Annotated in this window: 17 protein-coding genes; all 17 read left to right on the plus strand. The window is 57.5% G+C overall.

What is annotated here, in order from left to right; translation table 11 throughout:
- Positions 1 to 199 precede the first annotated feature (199 nt).
- The 17 genes from ACJ8OK_RS03465 to narI all read left to right on the plus strand — a co-directional run bounded on the left by ACJ8OK_RS03465 (position 200) and on the right by narI (position 24,055).
- Positions 200 to 1,594 carry a NarK family nitrate/nitrite MFS transporter gene (locus ACJ8OK_RS03465; protein ID WP_442530389.1) on the plus strand — a complete coding sequence of 465 codons (1,395 nt, stop codon included), beginning with the start codon at positions 200 to 202 and terminating at the stop codon, positions 1,592 to 1,594.
- A gap of 771 nt (positions 1,595 to 2,365) precedes the next feature.
- Positions 2,366 to 3,265, plus strand: a complete 900-nt coding sequence (locus ACJ8OK_RS03470; RefSeq protein ID WP_033632783.1) for a winged helix-turn-helix domain-containing protein — start codon at positions 2,366 to 2,368, stop codon at positions 3,263 to 3,265.
- 179 nt (positions 3,266 to 3,444) lie between these two features.
- Positions 3,445 to 4,407 carry an NAD-dependent epimerase/dehydratase family protein gene (locus ACJ8OK_RS03475; protein ID WP_015378203.1) on the plus strand — a complete coding sequence of 321 codons (963 nt, stop codon included), beginning with the start codon at positions 3,445 to 3,447 and terminating at the stop codon, positions 4,405 to 4,407.
- 173 nt (positions 4,408 to 4,580) lie between these two features.
- Complete coding sequence (wecA, locus tag ACJ8OK_RS03480) at positions 4,581 to 5,630, plus strand: UDP-N-acetylglucosamine--undecaprenyl-phosphate N-acetylglucosaminephosphotransferase (RefSeq protein WP_033632784.1); 1,050 nt, start codon at positions 4,581 to 4,583, stop codon at positions 5,628 to 5,630.
- A gap of 45 nt (positions 5,631 to 5,675) precedes the next feature.
- Positions 5,676 to 6,809: a polysaccharide export protein gene (locus tag ACJ8OK_RS03485; protein ID WP_033632785.1), complete on the plus strand. Its 1,134-nt coding sequence runs from the start codon at positions 5,676 to 5,678 to the stop codon at positions 6,807 to 6,809.
- Positions 6,810 to 6,836: 27 nt separating this feature from the next.
- Positions 6,837 to 9,017, plus strand: coding sequence for a polysaccharide biosynthesis tyrosine autokinase (locus ACJ8OK_RS03490; protein WP_166445196.1), 2,181 nt, complete (start codon positions 6,837 to 6,839; stop codon positions 9,015 to 9,017).
- A gap of 4 nt (positions 9,018 to 9,021) precedes the next feature.
- Positions 9,022 to 10,320, plus strand: a complete 1,299-nt coding sequence (locus tag ACJ8OK_RS03495; protein ID WP_442530390.1) for a flippase — start codon at positions 9,022 to 9,024, stop codon at positions 10,318 to 10,320.
- Entirely contained in the window at positions 10,301 to 11,149 is an 849-nt protein-coding gene (locus tag ACJ8OK_RS03500; protein WP_004934663.1) for an ATP-grasp fold amidoligase family protein, read from the plus strand. The genes ACJ8OK_RS03495 and ACJ8OK_RS03500 overlap by 20 nt, the downstream gene beginning before the upstream one ends.
- A 6-nt stretch (positions 11,150 to 11,155) precedes the next feature.
- Positions 11,156 to 12,310, plus strand: a complete 1,155-nt coding sequence (locus tag ACJ8OK_RS03505; RefSeq protein WP_060559799.1) for a hypothetical protein — start codon at positions 11,156 to 11,158, stop codon at positions 12,308 to 12,310.
- A gap of 3 nt (positions 12,311 to 12,313) precedes the next feature.
- Positions 12,314 to 13,219, plus strand: a complete 906-nt coding sequence (locus tag ACJ8OK_RS03510; protein ID WP_004934661.1) for a glycosyltransferase family 2 protein — start codon at positions 12,314 to 12,316, stop codon at positions 13,217 to 13,219.
- A 1-nt stretch (position 13,220) separates the two neighbouring features.
- Positions 13,221 to 14,276: a glycosyltransferase family 4 protein gene (locus ACJ8OK_RS03515; RefSeq protein ID WP_004934660.1), complete on the plus strand. Its 1,056-nt coding sequence runs from the start codon at positions 13,221 to 13,223 to the stop codon at positions 14,274 to 14,276.
- 7 nt (positions 14,277 to 14,283) lie between these two features.
- Positions 14,284 to 15,027, plus strand: a complete 744-nt coding sequence (locus tag ACJ8OK_RS03520) for a glycosyltransferase family 2 protein (RefSeq protein ID WP_015378195.1) — start codon at positions 14,284 to 14,286, stop codon at positions 15,025 to 15,027.
- 11 nt (positions 15,028 to 15,038) lie between these two features.
- Positions 15,039 to 16,898, plus strand: a complete 1,860-nt coding sequence (locus ACJ8OK_RS03525; RefSeq protein ID WP_033632793.1) for a carbohydrate-binding protein — start codon at positions 15,039 to 15,041, stop codon at positions 16,896 to 16,898.
- Positions 16,899 to 17,353: 455 nt separating this feature from the next.
- Positions 17,354 to 21,115, plus strand: coding sequence for a nitrate reductase subunit alpha (locus ACJ8OK_RS03530; protein ID WP_442530391.1), 3,762 nt, complete (start codon positions 17,354 to 17,356; stop codon positions 21,113 to 21,115).
- Positions 21,112 to 22,656, plus strand: coding sequence for a nitrate reductase subunit beta (gene narH, locus ACJ8OK_RS03535; protein WP_048323942.1), 1,545 nt, complete (start codon positions 21,112 to 21,114; stop codon positions 22,654 to 22,656). The genes ACJ8OK_RS03530 and narH overlap by 4 nt, the downstream gene beginning before the upstream one ends.
- Entirely contained in the window at positions 22,653 to 23,375 is a 723-nt protein-coding gene (narJ, locus tag ACJ8OK_RS03540) for a nitrate reductase molybdenum cofactor assembly chaperone (RefSeq protein WP_004934644.1), read from the plus strand. Before narH ends, narJ begins: the two co-directional genes overlap by 4 nt.
- A gap of 2 nt (positions 23,376 to 23,377) precedes the next feature.
- Positions 23,378 to 24,055: a respiratory nitrate reductase subunit gamma gene (narI, locus tag ACJ8OK_RS03545; RefSeq protein WP_004934642.1), complete on the plus strand. Its 678-nt coding sequence runs from the start codon at positions 23,378 to 23,380 to the stop codon at positions 24,053 to 24,055.
- The last annotated feature ends 39 nt before the right edge of the window (positions 24,056 to 24,094 follow it).

The following is a 24,094-nucleotide window of genomic DNA, read 5'->3' on the forward strand; positions in this document are numbered from 1 at the left end:
CGAAGCGGTGAGGATGACGAAGTGGTTGATTATAATTTATTGATTATAAATGATTTAATTTTTATCCGGAACGTACCCCTAAGTGGATGAAGGCGCTATTTGTGCCGCCAACTACTTGCATTCGGGTTGATATACATCAACTTTGCCGCCGGGGCAGCCCCCTAGGGTGTCGGAATAATCCCCCGTGTCTGAGGTTTTTATGTCGCAACTTGCAACGCCTTCATCAAAGAAAACCGGTGCGCTGATTCAGGATTGGCATCCTGAAGACAGCGCCTTTTGGCAGCAGCGTGGCCATCGCATCGCCACCCGCAACCTGTGGATTTCCATCCCCTGTCTGCTGCTGGCCTTCTGCGTCTGGATGCTGTTCAGCGCCGTTGCGGTCAACCTGAACAAGGTTGGCTTCAACTTTTCCACCGATCAACTGTTCCTGTTGACAGCGCTGCCGTCGGTCTCGGGCGCTATTTTACGCGTGCCGTATTCCTTCGTGATCCCGCTGTTTGGCGGCCGTCGCTGGACCGCTATCAGCACCTGCTTCCTGCTGGTGCCGTGCTTGTGGCTGGGATTCGCGGTGCAGGACAGCAGCACGCCGTACAGCGTGTTCGTCATCATTTCCCTGCTGTGCGGTTTTGCGGGCGCCAACTTTGCCTCCAGCATGGCCAATATCAGCTTCTTCTTCCCGAAAGCGCGTCAGGGCGGCGCGTTGGGTCTCAACGGCGGGTTGGGGAATCTGGGCGTCAGCGTCATGCAACTGGTCGCGCCGCTGGCGATCTCTTTCAGCCTGTTTGGTCTGTTTGGCGGCACGGCGCAAGATCAGGCAGAAGGGGGGCAGCTGTGGCTGGAAAACGCCGCCTGGATCTGGGTACCGTTCCTGCTGGTTGCCACCTTGGCGGCCTGGTTCGGCATGAACGATCTGGCGGCGGCCAAGGCATCGCTGCGCCAGCAACTGCCAGTGCTCAAACGTGGGCATTTATGGATGCTGAGTTTGCTGTACCTCGCGACCTTCGGTTCTTTCATCGGTTTCTCCGCCGGTTTCGCCATGCTGTCGAAGACGCAATTTCCGGAGGTCGTGATCCTGCATTACGCTTTCTTCGGGCCGTTCCTCGGGGCGCTGGCGCGGCCGGTCGGCGGCGCGCTGTCTGACCGTTTCGGCGGCGTGCGGGTGACGTTGATCAACTTTGTGGTGATGGCCGTGTTCGCCGCGCTGTTGTTCCTGACCTTGCCGACGGCGGGCGAGGGCGGTTCGTTCATCGCCTTCTACGGCATCTTTATGGTGCTGTTCCTCACGGCGGGGCTGGGCAGCGGATCGACTTTCCAAATGATCGCCGTCATTTTCCGTAAAATCACTGTCGATCGCGTGAAAGCGGCCGGCGGTAGTGACGAAAGCGCACAGCGTGAAGCGGTGACGGACTCCGCCGCCGCATTGGGCTTTATCTCGGCGATCGGCGCTGCAGGCGGCTTCTTTATTCCCCAGGCATTCGGTACCTCGCTGGCGCTGGCCGGTTCGCCGGCGGGGGCAATGAAAGTATTCCTGGTGTTCTATATCTTGTGTGTGGTCATCACCTGGGCGGTGTATGGCCGCAAGAAAAAGGCCTGAGTATCAAACTGCTTTCTCAATCCCTCCCGCCAGGGGAGGGATATTTCTCTCATTCCGAGTCATCTCTCCTCGCCTCCTCAGTGAAATTTTCTGTCTTTAGGTAAAATTCTCATCTTAGCTTGCCGTTTTTTTCTTTTTTTATAGCACTATCTCTCAATGTGAGAATGTTTTCGCCAAAACGGATTATATTATTTGCACGTTTTTTTCGTTTTATTGAGAGTATTCTTACATTAAGGCGTTAATGTTTTTTCGCAGATTAAATGAAATTTCCGGGAGGGCAAAGCATAATTAGTGCGATTGTTATAAAATCAGTAATAGGATTTTGTCTTAGATGCAGCACACACCGAGTGGAATGTGTAACGGGGTTAAATCAGATAACTCTCATTCTGTTTTTTTCGGCTTTTTGTAGTCTATCTGACAATCAGATTAGGTGGGAAAACACCATGAATTCACGGATAAGAATGAAATTTCACAATTTCATTCGATTAACAATCGAACAACATGGTTAGTTTTTTCTTTTTAAATCAATGAGGTGTTCATTTGAATTTTACGGTAACCATGAAAGAAATCCATGTTGCCAACAGGGAAAAAGAGTCATTTGGATAAACGGAACATCCTTAATATGGCCTAATGTAAAAAATGAAATCAGAAAATTTTTATAAAGGCCAATATCCGATGAATGCAACCTGTTGAGTTTACATTTAATTTCTTGAACATTTTTTGATATTTCTATACAAAGTGTGCAGGACAGGCACGCTAAGGAAATTAAAAGTGAATCTTGATAAAAGAATAAAGATTAGGAATCTAGATGTTCTGACTCCTGCCGGGGAGAAATTTCGTCTGCGTTGGAAGGAGTATCAAATTCTTTCGCTGCTTGTCGCCAGATCGCCAGAACTGGTTACCCGAACGGAAATTATAGAAAATATCTGGAAAGGAACCTATTGCTCAGATTCAACGATAAATCAAACAATTAAATCTATTCGCCAAAAGATTAGCGATACGGAACACACGCTTATCAGAACCATTCCTCGTTTGGGTTACAAGGTGGAAAATCAAGCGGCTTTTCACTTTATATCCGAGGATGAAGACTACGCTGATGATGATATATTAAATGGCGGTGAAGATATTGGCGTTAATATTCAAGCGGAACTTTCTGAAAGTGAAAGTGAGTCGTCTGAAACAAACGATGAAAAAATAGATAAGCCGCATAAATCGACGCTGGTTGCTGCGCCTGTTGCAACGGTGGAGTCATCCAAAGAACCGGCGCGTGAAAAAAAGTCGGCGGCGGCGCGTCGCTTTTTCAGCATGCCCGCCAGCCGTGTAGTGAAATACCTGACGGTATTCGCCTCTTTGCTGGTTATTTCACATTTTTCATACGTGCTTGGCAACCAAACTCGCCCCCCGGTGATCAATGATATTCAGAACAACACGCGTGTGGTGTTGACGCTGACGCTGAATAACCCCCATACCAACAGCCCGCAAACTCTGTTCTGCCTGTACCAGGGCGAGAGCATGGAGCAGGCGACCATCGAATGTGTCGATCCTAAGCAAGGCCAGCTGAAATTGCCGGTAAAATATGAGACCTCTTCGTCCACCGGCAAGGGTCGGATTAATCTTATATTGCCGAATAAAACCTTGCAATATCAAGTTGCTTACGATGTTAAAAATTAGCGTTGAATGAGGTTTTATCTATAGCGATAATTTTACATTTGATGAAATCTTTTATTTCATTATTTGTTATTTGAAAGCCAGGTTCGATTTGTCCAGTCTGGAACTCATTACCTAACGCGTATTAGCGTCCTGCCCCAATCGGGTGACGGGAATAATGAGAACCTGCTGAGTGACAAATTATGGATAAGCGTAAAGTAGCTATTATCGGGGGTTCCGGTTTTATCGGAACACGCCTGGCGAAACGTCTCAGTAAGCGCGATGATCTGACATTGGTCATCGTCGATAAGCAACCCAGTGCACATTTTCCATCCCTTTATCAGTATGGCGATGTGACGCAACCCCAGACCTTGCAAGAACCGCTGGCGGGCTGCGACGCCATCATTAATCTGGCGGCGGAGCATCAGGACAATGTCGATCCTATTTCGCTCTATTATCAGGTTAATGTCGAAGGCGCGCGCCATGTCTGCATGACCGCCTCCGCCCTGAATATCCGTCAAATCATTTTCACCTCCTCGGTCGCTGTTTACGGCTTCGTCAAACAGGAGACCGGCGAAGAAGGACGTTTCGAGCCTTTCAACCATTACGGCAAATCCAAGCTTGAGGCGGAATACGTTTATGAAGCCTGGCGCAAGGCCGATGAGGAAAATCGGTTGACTATCATCCGCCCAACGGTGGTATTCGGCGAAGGCAACCGTGGCAACGTGTATAACCTGTTCCGTCAGATCGCCAGCGGACGTTTCGTGATGATTGGCAGCGGCAATAATATGAAGTCGATGGCCTACGTTGAAAATATTGCCGCGCGGCTGGAATATGCGCTGGATCAACAGTCAAGTTATCAGGTCAGCAACTACGTCGATAAACCGGACTTTACGATGAATCAATTGGTTGACGTAATTTCCTCTTCATTGGGGAGAGAAAATAAGACGATTCGCATTCCTTATGCCGTAGGCATATGCGGCGCAACCGCATTGGATGTTGTGAGTAAAATAAGTCGCAAAAAATTCCCAATCAGTCGCGTCAGAGTACAGAAATTCTGCGCCAGAACGCAGTTTAAAAGTAATGTGAAAAATAATTTCGTGGCGCCTGTTGAACTTGATTCGGCAATCGAAAGAACCATTAAACATGAGTTTTCTGATAGATAACTTAATCGCACGCTGACGTTATTTGATTATTCCGCCGACAAGCGGATAAATCTGTATTTTTCAGGATAAATTCATGCTGACTTATATCCTGGCAGGATCAATTTTGTTTTTGTTAATAGCGCATTGGGAGCTGTAACTCAAGGGCGGTAGCGTGCTTATTCGCTGGAGGAACGATGTTATATCAACTGAGCGTGATATTTGTGCTGGCGGTCGCGTGGATCCTTATTGCCCGCCGGGTCGCCTTGACGGTGGGATTAGTGGATAAGCCCAATGCGCGCAAGCAACATCTGGGACATATTCCGTTGGTCGGCGGCATCGCCGTGTACCTGACGCTGATGCTGATGACGCTGTGGCAACCCGACTGGCTGCCCGACAACACCGTCTACCTGCTGTGCATCACGGCGCTGGTGGTGTTGGGCGTACTGGATGACCGCTTTGATCTGCCCGTGGCGCCGCGCGTCATGGTGCAGGGAGGGATCGCGCTGGCGATGATGCTGGCGGCAGGGATGCAGCTTTCCTCATTGGGCCATGCCTGGGGCCATCAGGAAGTGATGCTCGGTTATGGCGCGTTGCTGCTCACGCCGCTGGCGGTATGGGGGGCGATCAACGCCTACAACATGGTGGATGGCATCGACGGGCAACTGGGCGCCTTGTCCTGCGTGACCTTTGTTGCGCTGGCCATCGTGTTCGGACTGGGTGGCCGGGAAGATCTGGCGCTGTGGTGCCTGGGCATGATCGTCGCGCTGGCGGCTTATCTGCTGTTCAACCTGAGCTTGTTCGGCGCGCGTAACAAAATCTTTATGGGGGACGCCGGCAGCATGGTGATCGGCTTCAGCGTGCTGTGGCTGGTATTGCTGGCGACGCAGGGGCAGCAGGCGGTAATGCGCCCGGTCACCGCGCTGTGGCTGATCGCCATTCCGCTGATGGACATGGTGACCGTGATGGTGCGCCGCCTGTTGCGCCGCCAAAGCCCCTTCAAAGCGGGCCGCGATCATTTGCACCATATTCTGATGCGTCGCGGGCTCAATGCGCGTCAGGCACTGGCGATGAGCACCATGCTGGCGGTGACGCTGGCCTGCATCGGCATTTGCAGTGAAGTGTTGCAGCTGCAGGAAAGCCTGATGCTGGTGGCGTTTCTGTTCTGTTTTTGCGGTTATTTCGCCATGTTGCGCGAACCGCGTCAGGCGACGATGCTCAGCGATAATCCAACCGTCGGGCGTTAATCCTCTCACGGGCTGCGGCAGCAGCCCGTTTATCACGGTATTTCCATGAATTTTCATTTGCCTCTTTTGATGCCGTTGGCCTTCACCTCCGCGTTGTTGAGCGGTTGTACGGTGGTTCCCGGCTCACATTTACCGACCAGCGGAAAAGCCATCGTCGTGCAACAAGACGACGATTTCGATTTGAACAGCCAGGTACAGGTCTACCGCATGTCACCGATGCTGCTGCAGAAAATGCGGCGTATTGAACCGGTCGCCCAGCCGAATCCGGCACTGGATCAGCGGTTGCAGAGCTACCAATACCGTATCGGCGTTGGCGACGTGTTGAACGTCACCGTCTGGGATCATCCCGAGTTGACCACGCCGGCCGGGCAATATCGCAGCGCCAGCGACACCGGTAACTGGGTGCATGCGGATGGCACGATCTTTTACCCCTATATCGGGCGCGTGGCGGTGGTGGGCAAAACCGTCACCGAAGTACGCAGCCTGATCGCCGGCCGTCTGGCGCAGTATGTGGAAAGCCCGCAGGTGGATGTCAGCATTGCCGCGTTCCGCTCGCAGAAGGCTTATGTGACCGGTGAGGTGAAAACCTCCGGTCAGCAGGCGATCACCAACGTGCCGCTGACCATTCTGGATGCGATCAACGCCGCCGGCGGCCTGACGGACAATGCCGACTGGCGCAACGTGGTGCTGACCCATCAGGGCAAAGAGCGGGCCATCTCGCTGCAGGCGCTGATGCAGCGTGGCGACATCAGCCAGAACGCGCTGCTGCAGCCGGGCGACATCCTCTACATTCCGCGCAATGACAACTTGAAAGTGTTCGTGATGGGCGAGGTGGGCAAGCAAGCGACGCTGAAGATGGATCGCAGCGGCATGACCCTGACCGAAGCCCTCGGATCTTCCGAAGGGATCAGCCAGACGGTGGCGGATGCGACCGGGGTGTTCGTGATCCGGCCGAGCGGCGGCAATCCCCCGCAGCGGCTGGCGACGCTGTATCAGTTCGATCTCTCCGACGCCAGCGCGCTGGCGATGGGCGCTGAATTTCAGCTGCACCCTTACGACGTCGTGTACGTCACCGCGGCGCCTATCGCGCGCTGGAACCGTTTGATCAGCCAGCTGGTGCCGACCATCAGCAGTTTTAACGATCTCAGCGAGGCTACCTTGCGCGTGCGCAACTGGTAACTCCGCAGGGTGAATAAGGAACAGAAGATGAAAAACAATGCGCTGTCCGTGATGGTGGCCGAACAAGATGAAAAGCTGGAGTGGGAGCGTCTGGTAGGGCCGCTGTGGGATAACCGCTGGCGGATCGCCGTCGTGACCGGCGTGGCGGGTGCGCTGGGCGTCGCCTACGCCCTGTTGGCTACCCCGGTGTACCAGGCCACGGCGGTGGTGCAGGTGGAGAATCAGCTGTCCGGCGATTCGCTGCTGCGTGAAACGCTGGACAGTTCGCTGGGGCAAAATTCGGCGACGCAGGATGAGGTGACGCTGGTCAAGTCGCGCTACGTGCTCGGCAAAACGGTGGATGCCCTCGGCCTGACGGTGCGCGTCGAACCGGACTATTTCCCGGTATTCGGTAAAGGCTTTGCCCGACTGAGCGGTGAAAAGGCGCCGGTATTGGACATCGCCACGCTGACAACGCCGGCGGACATGCAGGGCGAAGCGCTGACGCTGACGGTGCGCGATGGGCAACATTATGAGCTGAGCCATGACGGCGCCAAATTGTTCAGTGGCGTGGTTGGGCAACCGGTGGCGCAGGGCGAGTGGGGCATGACCGTTTCGGCGCTGGACGCGGCGCCGGGCACCAGTTTCACCGTGGTGAAAGTCGCGCGTCAAGAAGCGGTGGACGATCTGCGTAAATACCTGGGCGTAGTGCCGAGCGGCAAAGACAGCGGCATCATGACGTTTACGCTGCCGAGCGAAGATCCGCAGCGCGCCGAGGCGGTGCTGAAGAACATCACCGATAACTACCTGCAGCAGAACGTGGATCGCAAAACGGAAGAGGCGCAGAGAATGCTGGCCTTCCTGCAGGAGCAGTTGCCGCAAACGCAAACCTCGCTCAACAACGCCGAAACCCAGCTCAACCAGTTCCGCCAGCAAAACGACTCGGTGGATCTGTCGCTGGAAGCCAAATCGGTGCTGGACACGCAGGTACAGCTCGAAGCCCAGCTCAACGAGCTGACCTTCAAAGAGGCGGAGATTTCCAAGCTTTATACCCGCGTGCACCCGGCTTACCGGGCGCTGCTGGAAAAGCGCGCCACGCTGGAGGCGGAAAAGGCGCGGCTCGGCAAACAGGTACAGACGCTGCCGAAAATGCAGCAGGAGATCCTGCGTCTCACCCGCGACGTGCAGGTGGATCAGCAGGTTTACATGCAACTGATGAACAAACAGCAGGAGCTGAGCATCAGCAAGGCCGGCACGGTGGGCAATATTCGCATCGTTGACGAGGCGGAAACCGCTATCCGACCGATTCAGCCGCAAAAGATGCTCATCGTGTTGTTGGCGTTGATATTGGGCGCTGCAGGCACCGCGGCCGTGGTGCTGCTGCGCACGGCCTTCCATCGCGGCATCAATGATATCGATACGCTGGAGAAGAGAGGCATCAACGTCTACGCCACCGTGCCGCTGTCGCCATGGCAGGCGAAACGCAATCGCGAACAACGCCTGCTGTTGCCCAAATCCGGCGGTCGTCGCCTGCCGATCCTGGCGGTGGCCGAGCCGGCGGATCTGTCGGTGGAGGCCATTCGCAGCCTGCGCACCAGCCTGCATTTCGCCATGCTGGAGGCCAAAAACAACATTTTGATGGTCTCCGGTGCCAGCCCGGAAAGCGGCAAGAGTTTTACCAGCACCAACCTGGCGGTGGTGGTGGCGCAGGCCGGGCAGCGGGTGCTGTTGATCGACGCGGATATGCGTAAAGGATTCTTGCATCGTTGGCTATCGGACGACGCTCATCAAGGGCTGTCCGACATGCTGGTGGGCAAAGTGACGACGGAACAGGCGGTGCGGAAAACCGCCATCGCCAATCTGGATTTCGTGCCACGTGGCCAGGTGCCGCCGAACCCGTCCGAGCTGCTGATGCATCGCCGTTTCGCCGATTTCCTGCGCTGGGCCGGGCAAAACTACGATCTGGTGCTGATCGATACGCCGCCGATTCTGGCGGTGACGGACGCGGCCATCGTCGGCAATCACGCCGGTACGTCACTGTTGGTGGTGCGTTTTGAGGTGAACACCGTCAAGCAGATCGAAACCAGCATGCGCCGTTTCGAACAGAATGGCGTGGCGATCAGAGGCGTAATCCTCAACGGCATCGTGAAGAGGGCGGCGACCGACATGAGCTATTACAACTTCGCCTATCCAAGCCATCGGGAAGATCGCCGGCAGGCAGAGGAATAAGCGGGTGAAGGCCATTATCACCAACGCCCTGTGGCTGATGCTGGAACGCGTTTCGCTCAGCCTGTCCGGCATCTTCGTTTCCATTTACGTTGCGCGCTATCTGGGGCCCGCCCAGTTTGGCGCTCTCAACTATCTATTGGCGACGATCGCCATCGTGGTGCCGCTGGTGCAGCTGGGCGCCGACAGCATCATTTTCAACCGCGTCGCCCGCCGCCAGCCGAGCGGCATTCGCCTGATGTTGGCTTCGATGCGTTTGCGCCGCCGGCTGTTCCTGGTGGTGGCGCTGCCGATGCTGATATGGAGCTATTTCAGCCAGCCGCCAGCCAGTCAACTGATGACGCTGTTACTGCTTATCAGCGCCTATTTCTCGATTCAGGACGTGTACAAGATTTATTACGATGCCCGCCTGCAGTCGAAACGCAATACGCTGCTCAACAACCTGGCGCTGCTGCTGTCGATCGGGCTGCGGCTGGCGCTGGTGAGCGCCGCGCTGCCGCTGGTGTGGTTCGCGGTACCCTACATCCTCAGCAGCGCCGTACCTTATCTGGCGCGCCTCTGGCTATTCCGTGGGGAAGCTGCGGCCACGCCGCGGGTTACGCCGCGCCAGGCCGGGCGCTATGGCCGTTATTTGCTGAAAGTGGGTCTGCCGTTGGCCATCTCCAGTCTGGCGATAGTGATTTATACCCGCATCGATCAAATCATGCTGGGCAATCTGGTCGGCGAGCAGGCGGTGGGCTGGTTCAGCGCCGCTACCACCCTCAGTCAGGGGTGGGTTTTTGTGCCGATGGCGCTGATCACCTCGTTGATGCCGGGTATTGCCAACTGTCGCGATCCGTTGGAGCAGGAGTACCGCATCCGGGTGCTGTATCTGGTGGTATTGGGCCTGTCGTTGCCGGTGCTGCTGGGGCTGTGGTGGTTCGCCCACCCGGCTATTGCGCTGCTGTATGGCGCCGCTTTTCAACCGGCCGCCGACATCCTGGCTATTTGTACGCTGACCTCGCTGTTCTCGGTGATGGGGACGGTTTCGTACCGCAGCATCGTGCTGTTCGCCGGTTATCGCTTTATCGCCATCAAGATGCCGTTGGTGGCTCTGATGAACGTGGCGATGAATCTGCTGCTGATCCCGCGTTACGGCCTGACCGGCGCTGCGGTGTCTACGCTACTGGCGGAATTCATTTCATTCTTCGTTCTGAACAGTTTATTCCGTGGCGGGAAAATTACCCGACTGCAGCTGACCTGTTTTTACTGCCTGCCGCGTCTTGTCAGCAAATTAAGGAGAGAGCATGTTAAACACCCTGGTTAAAAGCATTTCCAAGCGCCTGCCCGATGCCTGGCACCATCAGGTTAAATACGCGCTCTATTTCAAAAAACTGCCGCACTTGTCAAAACCGACCGGCTTCAGCGAAAAGATCATGCGCCGTAAAATTTATCCGCGCAGCATCTACACCACCTTGTCGGACAAATACAAGGTCCGTGAATTTATTGCCGGCCTGTGGGGCGAAGAGTATCTGGTGGAGCTGTATGCGCATGGCACTGAACTCAGCTACGACACGTTCAGGCAGTTGCCCGACGCCTTCGTGCTTAAGGCCAACCATGGCAGCGGCTATAACCGGTTGGTGTTCGACAAGCAACAGGTCAGCTACGCGGAATTGTACGATCTCAGCAGTGCGTGGATGCGCAGCAACTTTTACGAGCAGAGTCGCGAAAAGCATTATCTGGACATCGAACCCTGCATCATGGTGGAACGCATGTTGCTGGATGGTGAGCAGGTGCCGAACGATATCAAGTTTCATTGTTTCAACGATAACCATGAAATTCGCATGTTCATCCAGGTGGATTACCAGCGTTTCGGCACCCATCGGCGCGACATTTTTGATATCGACTGGAACCGCACCGAAATCCGCATCAGCTTGCCGAATGCCGACGAACCGATGCCGCGGCCTACGCGACTGGAAGAAATGACGCGCTTGGCTCGCCAGGTTGCGCAGCAGTTCTCTTATGTCCGCGTGGATTTCTACCAGGTCGGTGAGAAGGTCTATTTCGGTGAATTGACGTTTACGCCTGGTGCGGGGTTAAGCAAGCTTAAGCCGGAAAACATCGAGCAGGAATGGGGCAGTTATTTTACTGAGTAAACGCTTATGCAGAGAGTCGCCTCCAATTTTCACATGCATGCCAATGTCGGTTATAATCAGTCGCGGGATTTGGTCAATCAATCAATCATATTGACCTTCCTGTTGATCTTTTTCGTGAAAACTTTCCTGACCTCGGGATCGTTCAACAGCGAGCTGATTAATAAAACCGTGACGGGGCTTAATGCCCTGATGTTGCTCTATGTCGGCTATGCATTTTTCATCGCTACGATGGCGGAAAAAGCGGTTGCGGGTTTTTTGGTTCTGCTGTTTCTGGTTAATATCGCCACCGGACATGGTGATTACCTTTTTGGCGCGGTATTCAGCTCGGCGGTGATAATTTTATTCCGCCGCATCGAGATGGTGCGCGGCGCTGAAATGTTCGCTATCGCTTTTGTGGTTGCCGGGCTGTTGATGGTTGTCCCCTATACCTTTTACACCGAGGGATTTGTTTACCTTGATGAGCGCTATGGCAACAGATTAACGCTGGGTTTCGATAACCCGAACACCTTGGCGTATTACTCTTTTGCCTTGTTCGCCATGCTGCTGTGCCTGATCGACCATGCGAAATTAACGCGTGGAATGAAAAATATCGCCTCACTGGCGGTGTCGGCGTTAATTATCCCGGTGCTGATGTATTCCTATTCCCGCACCTGTTTTATGTTGGCGCTGTTGATGTTGTTGCTGTTTTGGCTGGCGCCGCTGCTGCGTTTTACCCCCAATAGAAAAGTCTGCATTGCGCTGACGTTGGCCATCATAGGCTTTCAGTTCGCCAGCGTTATACGCTGGGGGAACAATCCGGCATTGGACGCGCTGTTGAACCAGGCGTTGACCGGGCGCATTTGGTTCTCCTGGCAGATGTTTCAGGCGGTGGGGCTACCCAATCCGCTGTTCGGCATGAATATCGAACCCTATAAGCCGGTCGATTTTTTCTTCATCGCCATGTTTTATTCGGCTGGTGGGATCGCCTCTGTTGTCATGCTTTTTTGTTATTTTCACCTGTTGGGGAATATGCGCAGGCTGAGTCGATTCATGCGCTGGGTAGTGGTGGTTTTCCTGCTGACAACTTTTACGGAAACCTATTTTTTGGTCCCGGTATTTAACGTGTCGTTATTGCTGCTTTGCCGTGGAAAAGAAATGATAAATTCTAAGTTGGAGGGTTAAGAAATGGATTTCTCGATCGTGATCCCTATTTATAATAGTGCGCGTTACCTGCCTAAAACTCTGAAGCGGATTTTCAACGCTTGCCAAGGGTTCGACTATCAGGTGATTTTGGTTGATGATTGCTCTGACGAGGATGACATCAAATATATTCGCCAGATAGCGGCGACTAATAGCAACGTGATGCTGCATGAGAAAAAACAGAAGAGCAATGCGGCGGTATCGCGCAACCTGGGCGCCAATTTAGCGCAATCGGAGATCGTGTTTTTTCTCGATTCGGATGATTACTTCACTACCAACTATATTATTCGCCGCATGAAGAAGCATGAAGATCGCCATATTGATATTATCTTCGGTAATTATGCAGAGGTGAGCGGCGATTCGGTACGCGACTTCAACTTCCACTACAAATCCGGTTCTTCCGGCGAGGATTTTCTTTTTCTGGAAATGGGCGATATTCGGTCATCCACCATCAGCATGCGTAAAAAAAGCGATCGCCGCTTTTTATTTCCCGAGTTTCTCAACAAACATCAGGATTGGGGCTTTCTGGTCAACGCCACCAATTTGGGCGCGCAGGTGGCGCATGACGCCGGCGGCGGGGTGTTTCTCGACGTGGGGCGCTACGGACGCATGACGGCGAAGCTTAACCTGGAGGCCAGCGACCGTTTTATCAATACCTTCCTCAGCCCCAGCGATCGCCATATCAGCGGATTCGCCTGCAAGCACCTGCTGGCCTCGCTGTATTCGGAAAACGCCCAGGCGTTCAATTATTACTCGTCGCGCATCGTGCGGCACAGCCTGAGCGGCAAGTTCAAGATGATCAAATGGTATGGCGATTGTCTGACGCGGCTGGGGTTGTTCTCGGTTGGCGGCCGGCTGTTGCGCAATGTGCGCCAGGGATTCAGGAGATGATATGCAAGCACGCAAGGTAATCATCGTCATCGAAAATATGGCGGGCAAGGGCGGCACTGAACGGGTCGCCAGCGGTTTGGCCAATGCGCTGGCGCGTCTGCCGAATTACGAGGTGGCGGTGTTTTCGCTGTGTGGCGAACGGAGCTTCTTTCCGCTGGCGAGCAACGTCCGGCTACGCTGTGGCGGCGGCGATTCGCTGTTCTGGCCATGGCGGCTGGCGTTGGCACTGCGGCGTGAACGCGCGGATGTGATCATTACCGTTTCCATGGGAAAACTGTCGGTGGTGATGACGCCTTTTCTACGTTTGTTCTGTGCCCGCAGCCGGCTGTTATTGAGCGAACACGTCAGCTTTCACCAGTATCCGCGCGTATTTAAATGGTTGAAGTTGTTGGTTTACCGGTTGAGCGATCGCGTGATTTTCCTGACGCGGCAAGATAGCGACGCCATCGCGCGCTGGGTGGGCGCCGGGAAATGCCGGGTGATCGAGAACGTTTCGCCGTTCGGCGCACAGGCGCCGACGCCGGCGCTGCAGGAAAAGGTGGCGCTGGCGGTGGGGCGGTTGAGCAATCAGAAAGGCTTCGATCGTCTGATCGCGCTGTGGCGAGGGGTGGCGGCGCAGATGCCGGATTGGCGGCTGTTGATTATTGGCGACGGCCCTGAGCGCGACGCACTGCGGCGGCAGATTGAAGGCGCCGGGCTGGAGCAGCAGGTGAGCCTGCTGCCGGCCACCGCCGACGTGGCGGCCTATTATCGCCAGGCCAGCCTGTACGTGATGACGTCGCGCTATGAGGGGTTGCCGATGGTGCTGATCGAAGCCATGAGTTTCGGCCTGCCGCTGGTGGCCTACGACTGCAAGACCGGCCCGGCCGAGCTGATAGACAACGGCGTCAACGGCTATCTGGTGCCCGATGACGATGCCGCCGCCTTCAGCGAAGGCGTGCTCGAACTGATGCGCGATCCGGCTCTGCGCGATCGCTTTTCTGTCGCTGCGCTTGATAAGTCTCGCCGTTTTTCTCCCGAACGTATTTATCCCCAGTGGCAACAGCTCATTGAGTGAGGACCGAATGGAAAAGATATCCGTGATAATGCCCGCTTACAACGCGGCAAACTCAATCAAAGAATCGATTCTTGGTGTGCTGAACCAGCAATTTACCGACTATCACCTGTATGTGATCGATGATGCCTCCACCGACAACACCGCCGAGGTGGTGCGGCCGTTTATCCACGATCGCCTCACCTATATACGCAATGAGCATAACCAGGGCGTGGCGGAAACGCGCAACATCGGCATTGAGGCGGCGAGCGGGGATTATATCGCCTTCTGCGACAGTGATGACGTATGGCTCCCCAACAAGCTGTCGCGCCAGGCGAGCATTTTGCAAACCCGCCGCTATGACGTGGTGTGTTCCCATTATTACACCTTCGAAGACGATCTGAAGTTGATCAAAAACACCCGTGGTGCGGATGAGCTTATCGGCTATCAGGACATGTTGAAAAGCAACTGGATCGGCAATCTCACCGGCATCTATAACCAGAAGCGCATCGGTAAGGTGTATCAGCAAAAAGTGGGGCATGAGGACTATTTGATGTGGCTGGCGGTGCTGCAGAAGGCGCGTAACGGCCTGGCCTACTGTATTCCCGAACCGCTGGCCTGTTACCGATTGTCTACCCATTCGCTGTCGGGCAACAAAATCCGCGCTGCGGACTGGCAATGGCGGATTTACCGTCAGCATTTGGGGCTGTCGTACCAGAAATCCTGCTATTTGTTCGCCACCTATCTGTTCAATGCCGTAGTGAAAAGGAAATGACCATGAGGGGGATGTATCGGCGGGCGGCTCTGGGCTGTTGCGCCTTGTGGGGCGCAGCGGCTCTGGCGCAGAACTGCCAACCCAATCTGTTGACCAACCCCGGCTTTGAGCAGGGGCTCAGCGGCTGGCGAGCGCAGGGCGCGCAGGCCGACGGCGATACGCACAGTGGCAGGGGGAGTCTGCGTTATGACAATGCAGATGTAGCGCAATACCGTACCTTCAACCAGGCGCTGCAGGTTGTGCCCGGACAGACGATAGATTTCGGCGTCTGGCTCAAGACTCGCGGCGTACGCGGGCAAAGCCGCGACGGCGGCGCTGGGGTTTATCTGCAGAGCTTTGATGCGCAGGGGCGCTTTCTGGAAGGCAGCTATCCGGCTGGGGTGACCGGCGACAGCGGCTGGCGGCAGGTGAACGCCAGCTATACCGTGCCGCCGCAGGCGGCGCGAATCACTTTTGGCGTTTATCTGCGTAAGGGGAGCACCGGTACCGCCTGGTTTGACGACGCCTATGCCTGTGCTCGAGCGTCTATGCCGGCGTTGTATCAGCTCGGCGCGTCGGCGCAGGGGAAAGTTGACACGCTGGTCGTCACTTCGCAACCGCAGCATTTGCAGGTCGACAGCGAATTGCTCAATGCCGAGGGGCAGGTTGTTCACAGTAGCCGCGACCGTTATCAGGTTGAAGGACAACGCCGTATCGAATACCAACCGCCGGCCGGCCTGGCCCAGGGTGAATACCGCCTGCGTCAGCAGGTTACCGGTCCACAATCCCGCCAGGCTCAGGGCAGCGAGCTGTCTTTTCGCGTCGGGCAGCCTGCGGCCAAAGTGGCGATCGACAGCGAAGGTTTTACCCTGCGCGACGGTCAACGGCTTTTCCCGTTGGGCATTTACGCCAACGTGGCTACCGATGAGCATTTGGCGCGCATCGCCTCGGCGGGATTCAACACGGTGCTGAACTATGATTACGGGGAAAAGAAAGATCCATACGCCTTTTTCCGCAACGCACGCAAGCGCGGGCTGTTGGTCATTTACTCCGTCAAAGATCAGTACCGCGGCAGCCGCTTCGCGCCGGCCGTCCGCGGTGGCGACTACGCGGCGCTGACTGCCTGGTACGTGCAGCGTTTGCGCTCTCAGCCCAACCTGCTTGCCTGGTACATCAACGATGAGCTGGGGCCGGAATATCTCGATAAAATCGAGGAAAAAAACCTGCAAATAAAGCGACTTGACGGCGATCATCCGACTTTCCAGGTGCTGAACAAAACCGGGGAGTTGGACGCTCACTTCAACAGCAGCGACATTTTGGCGACCGACCCTTATCCGGTGGGGAACGATAGCGATCTGACGCGCACCACGCGTTATACCGCACTGACGGTGCAGGCCGCCCGCCAGGCACGCGGGGCCTGGGTGGTGATGCAAATCATGGATCACGCCGCTTATGACGCCCGCCGCAAGCCACATCCGCCGTCAGAGGCGGAAATTCGCAATCAGGCCTGGCAGGCGCTGATCGGCGGCGCCAAGGGGCTGTTGTTTTATTCTTATACCGATCTGTTTTATAAGCGTAAAACCGGCCGCTTCGACCAACGGGAGTTTGACGCCACCTGGCGTGGCGTGGCTGCCGTGTCGCAGCAAATCGCCGCCTTCACCCCTTATCTGCTGACGGGAAAATCAACGCCGCTGGCGGGAAGCGACCCGCAAATGCCGGCGCGGATGTTTATTCTGGGCGATCGCGCCTTGCTGCTGGTAGCCAATCCTTACTATCGGGAGGGAAGCACCCGCTTGCGCCTTCCGGCAGGTTGGCGGCAGCAGGGAGAGGGCACGGAGGTCAAGCTGACGTTGCCCGCCGTGGGTACCGCGACGCTGTGGCTTCAACGCTGAAAGCGACGAGTCAGCATCACGCGGGAGGTTTCTCCCGCGTGAGATTGATGACAAACCTTATACCCTTGCCGGGTTGGCAGAGAGCACCAAATAAAAAACAAGGAAAATCAATTTATTGATTTTCGGCCGCTCACCACAAAGGGGGAAAAACCACGCTTTTTCCCCCTTTGTCAACAGTCTGACGCGGGAGGTTTCTCCCGCGTCCTACCCCCAAATACCTCGCCTTGCCTCCCGCCTGCCCACCTTTATTTCTATATTCTGTTTTACTCGTTTTAATTCAATCAATTAACTTAATCTTTCACACCTATACTTTGGTGGTATTTCTCAGCCGACGCGCGCGGCGCCTCCCGCTTTCTCTTGATCGCAATCAATTTGCCGCCGGTTGGCCGTCAGTAGGCTGGCGGCAGATTGAGCATGTCTTCTTATAACGACAAGAGCCTTCAGGAGCATTCCGGATGAGCAAATTTTTAGACCGTTTCCGCTATTTCAAGCAGTTGGCGGAGCCTTTTTCTGGCGATCACGGCCAGACCTTGAACACCAACCGCGACTGGGAAGACGGCTACCGCAGCCGTTGGCAGCACGACAAAGTGGTGCGTTCCACCCACGGCGTGAACTGCACCGGTTCCTGCAGTTGGAAGATTTACGTGAAGAATGGTCTGGTGACCTGGGAAACCCAGCAAACCGACTATCCGCGCACCCGGCCCGATCTGCCCAACCATGAACCGCGCGGCTGCCCGCGCGGCGCCAGCTACTCCTGGTACCTTTACAGCGCCAACCGGCTGAAATACCCGCTGATGCGCAAGCGCCTGCTCAAGCTGTGGCGCGAAGCGAAAGCGCAGCACAGCGATCCGGTCGAAGCCTGGGGCTCTATCGTCGGCGATGCGGAAAAAGCCAAAAGCTACAAGGTGGCGCGCGGCCGCGGCGGTTTCGTCCGCTCCAGCTGGCAGGAGGTCAATGAACTGATCGCCGCCGCCAACGTCTATACCACCAAAACCTTCGGCCCGGACCGCATTATCGGCTTCTCGCCGATCCCGGCGATGTCGATGGTGTCCTACGCCGCCGGCGCCCGCTACCTGTCGCTGATCGGCGGCGCCTGCCTGAGCTTCTACGACTGGTATTGCGATCTGCCGCCGGCTTCGCCGATGACCTGGGGCGAGCAGACCGACGTGCCGGAGTCTGCCGACTGGTATAACTCTTCTTACATTATCGCCTGGGGCTCCAACGTGCCGCAAACGCGTACCCCAGACGCCCACTTCTTTACCGAAGTGCGTTACAAGGGCACCAAAACCGTGGCGGTGACGCCGGACTATGCCGAAGTCGCCAAGCTGTGCGACCACTGGCTGAATCCGAAGCAGGGCACCGACAGCGCGATGGCGCTGGCGATGGGCCACGTGATGCTGAAAGAGTTCCATCTCGATCGCGAAGTCGGCTACTTCCGCGACTATGTGCGTCGTTATACCGACATGCCGATGCTGGTGCTGCTGGAGCCGCGTGAAGGCGGCCACTACGCCGCCGGCCGCCTGCTGCGCGCCGCCGATCTGGTGGACGGATTGGGCCAGGAAAACAATCCCGAATGGAAAACCGTCGCTATCGACAGCCGCAGCGGTGAGCTGGTGGCGCCGCAGGGCTCCATCGGTTTCCGCTGGGGCGAGAAGGGCAAGTGGAACCTGGAACAGCGCGAAGGCAAGGCGCAACAGGAAGTCGAGCTGCAGCTCAGCCTGTTGGGCAGGCATGACGACGTCGCCGAGGTGGGTTTCCCGTACTTCGGCGGCGCCGACAGCGAGCATTTCAACAGCGTGGCGCTGGACGAGATCCTGCTGCACAAGCTGCCGGTGAAACGCCTGCAGTTGGCGGACGGCAGCGAAGCGCTGGTGACCAGCGTGTACGATCTGACGTTGGCAAACTACGGCCTGGAGCGCGGACTGGGCGACGCCAACTGCGCCGCCGACTATGACGAGGTCAAGGCTTACAGCCCGGCCTGGGCTGAGCAGATCACCGGCGTATCGCGCCACAACATCATCCGCATTGCCCGCGAATTCGCGCAAAACGCCGAGAAGACCCACGGCCGTTCGATGATCATCGTCGGCGCCGGCGTCAACCACTGGTATCACATGGACATGACCTACCGCGGCCTGATCAATATGTTGATCTTCTGCGGTTGCGTCGGCCAGAGCGGTGGCGGCTGGGCGCACTACGTCGGCCAGGAAAAACTGCGGCCGCAAACCGGCTGGCTGCCGCTGGCGTTCGGCCTCGACTGGCAACGCCCGCCGCGCCACATGAACAGCACCTCGTTCTTCTACAACCATTCCAGCCAATGGCGTTATGAAACCGTCGGCGCCGATGAGCTGCTGTCGCCGCTGGCGGACAAGTCGCGCTTCGGCGGCAGCCTGATCGACTTCAACGTGCGCGCCGAGCGCATGGGCTGGCTGCCGTCGGCGCCGCAGCTGGGCGCTAACCCGCTGCGCCTGGCGGAGCAGGCCCGCGCGGCCGGTCAGTCGCCGGTCGAATTTACCGTCGACAGCCTGAAAAACGGCTCGCTGGGCTTTGCCGCCGAGCAGCCGGACAATCCGCAGAACTTCCCGCGCAACCTGTTCGTCTGGCGCTCCAACCTGCTGGGCTCTTCCGGCAAGGGTCATGAGTACATGCTCAAATACCTGTTGGGCACCGAAAACGGCATTCAGGGCAAAGATCTCGGCCAGCAGGGCGGCGTGAAGCCGCAGGAAGTGGAATGGCGCGAGCAGGGCGGCGAAGGCAAGCTGGATCTGGTGGTGACGCTCGATTTCCGCATGTCGAGCACCTGCCTGTATTCCGACGTGGTGCTGCCGACCGCCACCTGGTACGAAAAAGACGACATGAACACCTCCGACATGCACCCGTTCATTCATCCGCTGTCGGCGGCGGTCGATCCGGCCTGGGACTCGAAGAGCGACTGGGAGATCTACAAGGGCATCGCCAAAGCCTTCTCCGAGGCGTGCGTCGGCCATCTGGGCCAGGAAACCGACGTGGTGACCTTGCCTATTCAGCACGACTCCGCCGCCGAGCTGGCGCAGCCTTACGGCGTGCAGGACTGGAAGAAAGGCGAGTGCGAACTGATCCCCGGCAAAACCGCGCCGCACATCATTGCTGTGGAGCGCGATTACCCGGCCACCTACGAGCGTTTTACCTCCCTGGGGCCGTTGCTGGACAAACTGGGCAACGGCGGCAAGGGCATCAGCTGGAACACCCAGACCGAGGTCGATTTCCTCAAGCAGCTTAACTACGTCAAGGCCGACGGCCCGGCGGCGGGGCGGCCGAAGATCGAGAGCGCGATAGACGCGGCGGAAGTGATCCTGTCGCTGGCGCCGGAAACCAACGGCCAGGTGGCGGTGAAAGCCTGGGAAGCCCTGAGCAACGTCACCGGCCGCGATCACCGACATCTGGCGCTGAACAAGGAAGACGAGAAAATTCGCTTCCGCGACATTCAGGCGCAGCCGCGCAAAATCATCTCCAGCCCAACCTGGTCCGGCCTGGAAGACGAACACGTCTCCTATAACGCCTGCTACACCAACGTGCACGAGCTGATCCCGTGGCGCACGCTCAGCGGCCGCCAGCAGCTGTATCAGGACCACGAGTGGATGCGCGCCTTCGGCGAAAGCCTGCTGGCGTACAGGCCGCCGATCGATACCCACGCCGCCCAGCCGCTGCTCAACAGCAAGCCGAACGGCAACAAGGAGAAGGCGCTGAACTTCCTGACGCCGCACCAGAAGTGGGGTATCCACTCCACCTACAGCGACAACCTGCTGATGCTGACGCTGTCGCGCGGCGGGCCGATCGTCTGGCTGAGCGAAGACGACGCCAAAGATCTGGGCATCGCGGACAACGACTGGATCGAGGCCTTCAACGCCAACGGCGCGCTGACGGCGCGCGCGGTGGTCAGCCAGCGTATCCCGGCCGGCATGACCATGATGTACCACGCGCAGGAGCGCATCGTGAATCTGCCGGGCTCGGAGATCACCAGCCAACGCGGCGGCATCCACAACTCGGTGACCCGCGCCTGTCCGAAGCCGACCCACATGATCGGCGGCTATGCGCAGCTGGCCTACGGCTTCAACTACTACGGCACCGTCGGTTCCAACCGTGACGAGTTCGTGGTGGTGCGCAAGATGAACCGCATTGATTGGTTGGACGACGAAGGCAACGACTACGCGCAGGGCAGTCAGCAGGAGAACCACAAATGAAAATTCGTTCGCAAGTCGGCATGGTGCTGAATCTGGACAAGTGCATCGGTTGCCACACCTGTTCGGTCACCTGCAAGAACGTCTGGACCAGCCGCGAAGGCATGGAATACGCCTGGTTCAACAACGTGGAAAGCAAACCCGGCGTCGGCTATCCGCACGCCTGGGAAGATCAGGAAAAATGGAAGGGCGGCTGGATCCGTAAAATCAACGGCAAGCTGGAGCCGCGCATGGGCAGCCGCGTCGGCGTGCTGGCGAAAATCTTCGCCAACCCGGATGTGCCGGCGCTGGACGACTACTACGAGCCGTTCGATTACGACTACCAGCATCTGCACACCGCCAAACAGGGCAAGCACCAGCCGGTGGCGCGCCCGCGCTCGCTGATCACCGGCCAGCGCATGAACAAGATCGAAAGCGGCCCGAACTGGGAGGAGATCCTCGGCGGGGAATTTGAAAAACGTTCGCAGGACAAAAACTTCGACAACCTGCAGAAGGCGATGTACGGCCAGTTCGAAAACACCTTCATGATGTACCTGCCGCGCCTGTGCGAGCACTGCCTCAACCCGGCCTGCGTCGCCACCTGCCCGAGCGGGGCGATCTACAAGCGCGGCGAAGACGGCATCGTGCTGATCGACCAGGACAAGTGCCGCGGCTGGCGCATGTGCCTGACCGGCTGCCCGTACAAGAAAATCTACTTCAACTGGAAGAGCGGCAAGTCCGAGAAGTGCATCTTCTGCTACCCGCGCATCGAAGCCGGGCAGCCGACGGTCTGTTCGGAAACCTGCGTCGGCCGCATTCGCTACCTCGGTGTGCTGCTGTACGACGCCGATCGCATCGAGCAGGCGGCGGCGGTGGAGAACGACAAGGATCTGTACCAGAGCCAGCTCGATATCTTCCTCGATCCGCATGATCCGAAGGTGATTGCTCAGGCGCTGGCGGACGGCGTGCCGCAGGGCGTCATTGAAGCCGCTCAGCAGTCGCCGGTGTACAAAATGGCGATGGACTGGAAGCTGGCGCTGCCGCTGCATCCGGAATACCGCACGCTGCCGATGGTGTGGTACGTGCCGCCATTGTCGCCGATTCAGTCTGCCGCCGACGCCGGCGAGCTGGCGCACAGCGGCGTATTGCCGGACGTCGAGAGCCTGCGCATCCCGGTGCAGTATCTGGCGAACCTGCTGACCGCCGGCGATACCGAACCGGTACTGTTGGCGCTGAAGCGCATGCTGGCGATGCGCCATTACAAACGGGCGGAAACCGTCGACGGCGTGGTCGACACCAGCGCGCTGGAGCAGGTCGGTCTGAGCGAAGCGCAGGCGCAGGAAATGTATCGCTACCTGGCGATCGCCAACTATGAAGATCGCTTCGTGGTGCCGTCGAGCCACCGCGAGCTGGCGCGTGAAGCCTTCCCGGAAAGCAAAGGCTGTGGCTTCAGCTTCGGCGACGGTTGCCACGGCAGCGACGGCAAGTTCAACCTGTTCAACAGCCGCCGTATCGACGCCATCGACGTGAGCGCGAGAAGCGCGCGGCCGGAGGACGCCTCATGATCAGCCTGAAAGTGATCGCCCGCCTGCTGGATTACCCGGAGCAGGCGCTGTTTGACCATCAGCAGGCGCTGATCGAAGCATTGGAGCCGGCCAGCGAGCTGGATCTGCACCACAGCGCGCAGCTGATTCTGTTTATCCGCCGCCTGTGCGCGCGCCCGTTGCTGGACGCGCAGGCCGACTATTGCGAACTGTTCGATCGCGGCCGCGCCACCTCGCTGCTGCTGTTTGAACACGTGCACGGCGAATCGCGCGATCGCGGCCAGGCGATGGTTGACCTGATGGCGCAGTACCGCGCCGCCGGGCTGGAGATCGACAGCCGCGAGCTGCCGGATTTCCTGCCGCTGTACCTGGAGTATTTGGCCAGCCGCAACGCGGCGCAGGCGCGCGAAGGGCTGCAGGACATCGCGCCGATCCTGGCGCTGCTGGGCGCGCGCTTGCAGCAGCGTGAAAGCCCGTATGCGGTGCTGTTCGATTTGCTGCTGGCGTTGTCCGGCAGCGAGGTGCAGGCGCAGGCGCTGGAGACGCAGGTGGCGCAAGAGGCGCGCGACGATACGCCGCAGGCGCTGGATGCGGTGTGGGAAGAGGAGCAGGTCAAGTTTCTCGGTGAACAGGGCTGCGCCTCCGCCCAGCAGACGGCGCACCAGCGGCGCTTCGCCGGCGCGGTGGCGCCACAGTATCTGGATCTGACGGATGCGTTAACCGGAACCAAAGGACGCTAATCATGCAATTTTTGAATCAGTTCTTCTTCGACATCTACCCTTATCTGGCCGGCGCGGTGTTCCTGATCGGCAGCTGGCTGCGCTACGACTACGGGCAATACAGCTGGCGCGCCGGCTCCAGCCAGATGCTGGATAAAAAAGGCATGCGGCTGGCGTCCAACCTGTTCCACATCGGCATTATCGGCATCTTCGCGGGCCATTTCCTCGGCATGCTGACGCCGCACTGGATGTATGAGGCCTTTCTGCCGATCGACGTGAAGCAAAAGCTGGCGATGATCGCCGGCGGCGCCTGCGGCCTGATGACGTTGATCGGCGGCGCGCTGTTGCTGAAGCGCCGGTTGACCAACCCGCGGGTGCGCGCCACCAGCAGCTTCGCCGACATCCTGATCCTGACGTTGCTGGTGGTGCAGGTGTGTCTCGGCCTGCTGACCATTCCGTTCTCCGCCCAGCATATGGACGGCAGCGAAATGATGAAGCTGGTGGCCTGGGCACAGGCGGTCGTGACCTTCCACGCCGGCGCCTCTGCGCACCTGGAAGGGGTGGCGCTTATCTTCAAGCTGCACATGGTGCTGGGCATGACGCTGTTCGTGCTGTTCCCGTTCTGCCGCCTGGTGCATATCTGGAGTGCGCCGGTAGAGTACCTGACCCGCCGTTACCAGCTGGTGCGCAACCGCCGCTGAGCCTGACCCCGCCGCCGCCGATCGCCAGCGGCGGCGCTA

Source organism: Serratia sp. CY71090 (genome assembly GCF_052166845.1).
GTDB lineage: Bacteria > Pseudomonadota > Gammaproteobacteria > Enterobacterales > Enterobacteriaceae > Serratia > Serratia nematodiphila.

What these genes read in the sequence shown, in the direction of transcription:
- ACJ8OK_RS03465 (WP_442530389.1), top strand. Translation starts at nt 200, where the DNA reads ATGTCGCAACTTGCAACGCCTTCATCAAAGAAAACCGGTGCGCTGATT.
- ACJ8OK_RS03475 (WP_015378203.1), top strand. Translation starts at nt 3,445, where the DNA reads ATGGATAAGCGTAAAGTAGCTATTATCGGGGGTTCCGGTTTTATCGGA.
- wecA (WP_033632784.1), top strand. Translation starts at nt 4,581, where the DNA reads ATGTTATATCAACTGAGCGTGATATTTGTGCTGGCGGTCGCGTGGATC.
- ACJ8OK_RS03485 (WP_033632785.1), top strand. Translation starts at nt 5,676, where the DNA reads ATGAATTTTCATTTGCCTCTTTTGATGCCGTTGGCCTTCACCTCCGCG.
- ACJ8OK_RS03490 (WP_166445196.1), top strand. Translation starts at nt 6,837, where the DNA reads ATGAAAAACAATGCGCTGTCCGTGATGGTGGCCGAACAAGATGAAAAG.
- ACJ8OK_RS03500 (WP_004934663.1), top strand. Translation starts at nt 10,301, where the DNA reads ATGTTAAACACCCTGGTTAAAAGCATTTCCAAGCGCCTGCCCGATGCC.
- ACJ8OK_RS03505 (WP_060559799.1), top strand. Translation starts at nt 11,156, where the DNA reads ATGCAGAGAGTCGCCTCCAATTTTCACATGCATGCCAATGTCGGTTAT.
- ACJ8OK_RS03510 (WP_004934661.1), top strand. Translation starts at nt 12,314, where the DNA reads ATGGATTTCTCGATCGTGATCCCTATTTATAATAGTGCGCGTTACCTG.
- ACJ8OK_RS03515 (WP_004934660.1), top strand. Translation starts at nt 13,221, where the DNA reads ATGCAAGCACGCAAGGTAATCATCGTCATCGAAAATATGGCGGGCAAG.
- ACJ8OK_RS03520 (WP_015378195.1), top strand. Translation starts at nt 14,284, where the DNA reads ATGGAAAAGATATCCGTGATAATGCCCGCTTACAACGCGGCAAACTCA.
- ACJ8OK_RS03525 (WP_033632793.1), top strand. Translation starts at nt 15,039, where the DNA reads ATGTATCGGCGGGCGGCTCTGGGCTGTTGCGCCTTGTGGGGCGCAGCG.
- ACJ8OK_RS03530 (WP_442530391.1), top strand. Translation starts at nt 17,354, where the DNA reads ATGAGCAAATTTTTAGACCGTTTCCGCTATTTCAAGCAGTTGGCGGAG.
- narH (WP_048323942.1), top strand. Translation starts at nt 21,112, where the DNA reads ATGAAAATTCGTTCGCAAGTCGGCATGGTGCTGAATCTGGACAAGTGC.
- narJ (WP_004934644.1), top strand. Translation starts at nt 22,653, where the DNA reads ATGATCAGCCTGAAAGTGATCGCCCGCCTGCTGGATTACCCGGAGCAG.
- narI (WP_004934642.1), top strand. Translation starts at nt 23,378, where the DNA reads ATGCAATTTTTGAATCAGTTCTTCTTCGACATCTACCCTTATCTGGCC.